Raw genomic sequence first — 5,288 nt, 5'->3', positions numbered from 1 at the left:
AGTTAAATCAAAGTGTTGCGGAATTAAGGTATACCTTTACTCTGTAAAAAAGGTATATTTTTATATGCATTGATTATCAATGCATTATTTCGGATTGTTGGATTCTCCGATACTGACTTCATTAACAGGCCGGTTTGTCGTTATGTACCTGCTGTTTTCCGGTAATCTCCCGGTGACATTCCTTCATACCGTTTGAAATAACGTCCTAAATAGGATTGGTCGGGAAAACCCAGACGATCGGCTATTTCCTGCATACTTAATTCGGTGGATTGCAGTAAGACTTTTATTTCAAGGATCACATGTTGATCGATGATCTGCTTGGCCGAGGCACCATTGGTAATACTGCGGCAGATTCCGGTGAGGTACTTGGTGGAGATACAGAGGCGATCGGCATAAAAAGATACCTCACGCTCCGTGAGACAGTTTTCATGAATGAGTGCGATGAACTTTTTGAAAAGTTCGTCCTGGCGGTTGTGACCTTCCATATCGTCGCGGGTAAAGAAACGATGAACTTTGTCATACACATCGAGCAGAAAGCTTTGCAGGTGATTGCGGGCTATCTGATAGCGGAAGTTATGGTCTTTATCGGCATAAAGGGAGATAGTGGCTTCCAGTAACCGGTTGATATTAGCTGTAAATTCATCGGGCAGTGTGAAGCAAGGTTTCTCTTTCAGAAAATGAAAAAAAGAGGGTTCGAGACGCAGACAAGCTTCACGAAACATATCACTGTGGGCTGCGAAATAAGAAACACGAAAATCGTTACTTTGTCCGGCAAGACTGATGACTGTGCCGGGGAGAAGAATCATTTGGGTATTTCGTATTATTTCATGTCGTTCAAGATCGATAAGTACCTGTCCCCAACCACTGTGGCAGAAAATAATAATCATACAGTCGAGTTTATACAGCCGACGGTGAAAAACTGCCAGATTGCTTGTGCCGGCTACGAACGGGCGTTCCCTTGAAAGGATGAGAGGGTTTTTATATTCCATAAGTAGTTCTTTATTTCACCTGCAAAAGTAGAGTTTTTTAGGGAATTTACGCTAATTTGTTCCAAAAATGAACAAAACTGTAAACAGTATGAAAAGTTTTCATCCGAAGAAAGCCGTTACCTTTGCCACGATCAAAAAAAGTAGAAAAATGGAGAATAGGAAATATAATTCAAGAAGGTTTGTCCTTGTATTTGCAGCATTGCTGTCGGCATTCGGCCCGTTTATGACCGATTTGTATCTGCCGGCTTTTCCGGAATTGATGGAATATTTCGATACGACTACTTCCCTGATACAACTCAGTTTGACTTTTGGCGTGATCGGTTTGGCTGCCGGGCAGCTGGTTATCGGTCCGTTGAGTGATAAGTACGGGCGTCGTCGTCCGTTGATTTTATCTTTGACGGTGTTTGTAGTATCCACGCTTATTTGCTTATTATGCCGGGACGTGATTACATTTATCTGTTTCCGTCTTTTGCAGGGTATTGCTGCTGCCGGAGGAGTAGTGATTTCCCGTTCGATAGCTGTCGATCTATATGAAGGAAAAGAATTCACTCGTTTTTTTGCCATGCTGAGTGCTGTGCAGGGGTTGGCACCGATTGTAGCTCCTATTGCCGGTGGATTATTGTTAGGGATAACAGACTGGAGGGGTATTTTTGCAGTACTTCTTTTAATTGGTGTGGCGATCTTGGCGGCTGCTTTCCGTTTTCGCGAGTCGTTGCCCGAAGAACGCAGGCAAACAGGGAGTGTACTGGCCACTTTTGCAAATTTTCGTTCGGTGTTGGGTAATAAGCATTTTGTGTGCTACATGCTGATACAGTCGTTTGCAATGGGAGTATTGTTTGCATATATTTCCTCATCCCCGTTTATTTTTCAGACAGAATACGGGTTAACCCCGGTGATGTACAGCGTTTGTTTTGCTTTCAACGGATTGGCGATTATGACGGGAAATTTGATAGTTCCGAGATTTGGAAGCGAAGAACGGGCATTGGGTATAGGAGCCTGTTGTCTGCTGATAGCTTCGCTTGTATTGGCCGTTTGCCTGATGGGCGGCTGGTCCGTGGTTGCGATAGAAATAGGATTTTTGGTATTGCTTTTTTGTGTGGGCATGGTGCTGCCCACCTCTACCTCGCTGGCATTGGCATTGGAAAGAAAGAATTCGGGGAATGCTTCGGCGATGTTGGGATTCTTTCAATTTACTTTCGCCGGTTTGGTAGCTCCGTTAGTGGGACTGGGCGAGGTTTCAGTTGCTACAAGTTGGGTAATTGTCATAGCCAGTTGTGCAACGTGCGGATTGGTAGGGCTTTTATTAATGGCGACTTCTCATACTTTTTTTCAGAACACATCATATAAATAGTTTTTTTTAATAGTTAGAACATGAAGAATCAGGTAAACAGATTGTTGCAAACGGCATTGGCCGTTTGCTGTTTGGTAGTGGCAAGTTGCCAGCAGGCACCTCCCGCTCAGGTAGAGGCAGAATACGAAGTAATGACCATCGCTCCGGCGGACAGAACGCTGACAAGTGTTTATTCTGCCACCATTCGTGGACGGCAAGATATTGAGATCTATCCGCAGGTATCCGGTTTTCTTACGAAGGTGTGTGTCACCGAAGGAGAACACGTACGTCAGGGGCAGACTCTTTTTATCATTGACCAAGTGGCTTACGAAGCTGCTTTGCAGACAGCCCAAGCCAATGTGAAGGCTGCTGAGGCCTCACTTGCTACGGCACAGTTGACTTATGACAGCAAACAGGAACTTTTCCGCCAGAATGTGGTTTCGGAATTCGATCTTAGTACGGCGCATAATTCATTGCTGACAGCTAAAGCCCAATTGGCGCAGATGAAAGCACAGGAGGTAAGTGCCCGTAACAATTTGTCATATACAGTTGTGAAAAGCCCGTCGAACGGGGTAGTGGGCACGTTGCCTTACCGGGTAGGGGCTTTGGTAAGTGCCAGCCTTCCGGAACCTTTGACTACCGTTTCGGATAATTCCGACATGTACGTGTATTTCTCTATGACGGAAAATCAATTGCTCAATCTTATCCGGCGTTACGGTTCCAAAGAGGAAGCGTTGAAGCAGATGCCCGAAATCGATCTGATGTTGAATGACAATTCGGCTTATTCGCAAAAGGGGAAAATCGAAACGATCAGTGGTGTGATAGACCGTTCGACAGGAACTGTGAGTCTGCGTGCCGTATTCCCCAATAAGGAGGGATTATTGCATAGCGGTGGTGCAGGTAATGTGGTTATCCCTGTTCAGAAAAACGGTGCGGTGGTCATTCCGCAGGCAGCGACATTCGAAATACAGGACAAAGTTTATGTCTATGAAGTGGTAGACGGCAAAGCACAGTCAACTCCTGTACAGGTAACCCGTGTGAACGGTGGTAAAGAATTTATTGTTGATGAGGGGCTTACAGCCGGTGAAGTCATTGTGACCGAAGGAGTGGGATTGCTCCGTGAAGGGACACCGATCAAGGCAAAGAATAATAATAAATAATGCGCTGATTTGCCAATATGCCAATGTGCCAATTAATGAATTAAGAGTGAAAGAATTAATAATGAATCGATGTGATGGCAATGGGATAATGTGGTAATTGGATAATGTGCTAAATAATAATTTAGATAGAACGATTATATGAATTTAAGAACTTTTATTGAGCGGCCGGTACTATCCGCCGTCATCTCCATAACGATTGTCGTTGTCGGCATCATCGGATTGTTCTCCTTGCCCGTAGAACAATATCCGGATATTGCGCCGCCAACTATTATGGTCTCCACCAGCTATTTCGGAGCCAGTGCAGAGACTTTGCAGAAAAGTGTGATTGCTCCGTTGGAAGAGGCCATCAACGGTGTGGAAGACATGACTTATATGACCTCTTCTGCTACGAATGCGGGATCGGTTACCATTACGGTCTATTTTAAACAGGGTACTGATCCCGACATGGCAGCGGTGAATGTGCAGAACCGTGTTTCTAAGGCCACCGGGCAGCTTCCGGCAGAAGTGACTCAGGTGGGTGTTACCACCAGCAAGCGTCAGACGAGTATTCTTCAGATGTTCTCTCTGCATAGCCCGGACGACTCTTACGATGAGGCATTTCTTGCCAACTATATCAGTATTAACCTGAAACCGGAGATTCTCCGTATCAGTGGTGTGGGTGATATGATGATTATGGGTGGTGACTATAGTTTGCGTATCTGGATGAAACCGGATGTGATGGCACAGTATAAACTGATTCCTTCGGATGTCACTGCCGTGTTGGCCGAGCAGAACATCGAATCGGCTACCGGTTCGTTCGGTGAGAATTCGGATGAGACTTATCAGTATACCATGAAGTTCAAAGGGCGTAGGGTTACTCCGGAGGAATTCGGTGAAATCGTAATCCGTTCTACAGACAATGGTGAAGTACTGAAACTGAAAGATATTGCCGAAGTGGAACTGGGACAGGAAAGTTATGCCTACAAGGGTACCACGGACGGACACAATGGTGTGTCCTGTATGGTTTTCCAGACGGCCGGCTCCAATGCGACGGAGGTGAACAACAATATTGATAAATTTTTGGAAGAGGCACGGAAGGATTTGCCGAAAGGGGTAGAGCTGACGCAGCTGATGTCATCTAATGACTTCCTTTATGCATCTATTCATGAAGTGGTTAAGACACTGATCGAGGCCATTATTTTGGTTATTCTGGTGGTATATGTGTTCTTGCAGGATATCCGTTCTACACTTATTCCGTTGGTAGGAATCGTTGTATCGCTTATCGGTACGTTTGCTTTCATGGCATTGGCCGGTTTCAGTATCAACCTGATAACCTTGTTTGCTCTTGTTTTGGTGATCGGTACGGTGGTGGATGACGCCATTGTCGTCGTCGAGGCCGTGCAGGCGCGATTCGATGTAGGCTACAAATCTTCTTATATGGCCAGTATCGATGCCATGAAGGGAATTAGCAATGCAGTTATCACCTCTTCACTGGTGTTTATGGCGGTATTTATTCCGGTATCGTTTATGAGTGGTACTTCCGGAACTTTCTATACCCAGTTCGGATTGACAATGGCGGTGGCCGTAGGTATCTCGGCTGTGAACGCCCTGACATTGAGCCCGGCACTTTGTGCATTATTGCTCAAACCTTATATTAATGAAGACGGAACACAGAAGAATAACTTTGCCGCCCGTTTCCGTAAGGCGTTCAATGCTGCTTTTAACGTGGTGGTAGAGAAATATAAGAATATTGTATTGTTCTTTATCAAACGCAGATGGCTGACATGGTCATTGCTGGTTTGTTCCATTATTCTGCTGGCATTCCTGATG

Annotated in this window: 4 protein-coding genes; 3 read left to right on the top strand and 1 reads right to left on the bottom strand. The window is 45.2% G+C overall.

Annotated features, from left to right (window positions below; all coding sequences use genetic code 11):
- Nucleotides 1–140: 140 nt before the first annotated feature.
- Nucleotides 141–989 (bottom strand): AraC family transcriptional regulator, encoded by an 849-nt coding sequence (locus QVP90_RS03065; protein ID WP_005933225.1) that lies wholly within the window; start codon nucleotides 987–989, stop codon nucleotides 141–143.
- A 148-nt stretch (nucleotides 990–1,137) separates the two neighbouring features.
- Between QVP90_RS03065 and QVP90_RS03060 the strand changes: the two genes are divergently transcribed.
- The 3 genes from QVP90_RS03060 to QVP90_RS03050 form a co-directional block, all read left to right on the top strand.
- Nucleotides 1,138–2,340, top strand: a complete 1,203-nt coding sequence (locus tag QVP90_RS03060; RefSeq protein WP_229034122.1) for a multidrug effflux MFS transporter — start codon at nucleotides 1,138–1,140, stop codon at nucleotides 2,338–2,340.
- A 20-nt stretch (nucleotides 2,341–2,360) separates the two neighbouring features.
- Nucleotides 2,361–3,479, top strand: a complete 1,119-nt coding sequence (locus QVP90_RS03055; RefSeq protein ID WP_021935614.1) for an efflux RND transporter periplasmic adaptor subunit — start codon at nucleotides 2,361–2,363, stop codon at nucleotides 3,477–3,479.
- 138 nt (nucleotides 3,480–3,617) lie between these two features.
- A partial coding sequence (locus QVP90_RS03050; RefSeq protein ID WP_288203875.1) for an efflux RND transporter permease subunit occupies nucleotides 3,618–5,288 on the top strand: 1,671 nt, incomplete at its 3' end.

The organism is Bacteroides sp. CAG:189 (assembly GCF_000432295.1).
Lineage (GTDB): Bacteria > Bacteroidota > Bacteroidia > Bacteroidales > Bacteroidaceae > Bacteroides > Bacteroides salyersiae.
Note: the sequence above shows the minus strand (reverse complement) of the source record. Positions and strands in the feature narration are given on the sequence as shown.